We start from the raw sequence: 572 nt of genomic DNA, 5'->3' as shown, positions 1-572 counted from the left end.
TGCGACGAGGTTTAGTATAGTTATAGGCGAATTAGAGTCAGCATGGCGTCATCTGTATTGTTACCTTTAGGTCTCTGCCACGTGGATATGTGCCGCTTTCTACGCCAGGTTCTTTGTGTTGCCGAGGCGCCTCCGGTCGATGTCGTAGCTTTTTCCCAAAAGTGGAGGAAATCCGGCTGGAGATAATCCGTGGCTAAGACTGGCTCGGCTTGGTTGCGGACTTGTCGATATAGTGGGCTACTGCGAGGACGGCGACGGCCCACGCCGGGACTGCCCACGGAGGTATAAAGTAGGTTAGGTACAAAGCCAGCCCCGTGTAGGCTAAAAAGCGGCTTGTGCCGTCGCCTTTTAAGAGCGCATGTAGTGCGAGGGGCGAGAGGGCGAGGCCCACATAGACGGCGAGCTGTGGCCGCTCTACGGCGGCCGTCGCCGGTATTGACAAAAACAGCCCCACGGCGCTGAACGCCTCTCCGCTTCTCCACCTAGGCGGAACTGCGGAGAGCCCCATGAGGATAATAGACAGCGCAAGCGCCAAAGCCCTAACGCCTTGTAAAACTATCTCCAAGCCGTAT

General features: G+C 56.6%; 1 pseudogene. It reads right to left on the bottom strand.

The annotated features are described in order from the left end of the window. Positions 1-193 precede the first annotated feature (193 nt). Positions 194-572, bottom strand: a pseudogene (locus ACP5J3_RS15020) (hypothetical protein); the annotation flags it as partial.

The sequence above is a fragment of the Pyrobaculum sp. genome, from assembly GCF_049971835.1.
Lineage (GTDB): Archaea > Thermoproteota > Thermoprotei > Thermoproteales > Thermoproteaceae > Pyrobaculum.
Note: the sequence above shows the minus strand (reverse complement) of the source record. Positions and strands in the feature narration are given on the sequence as shown.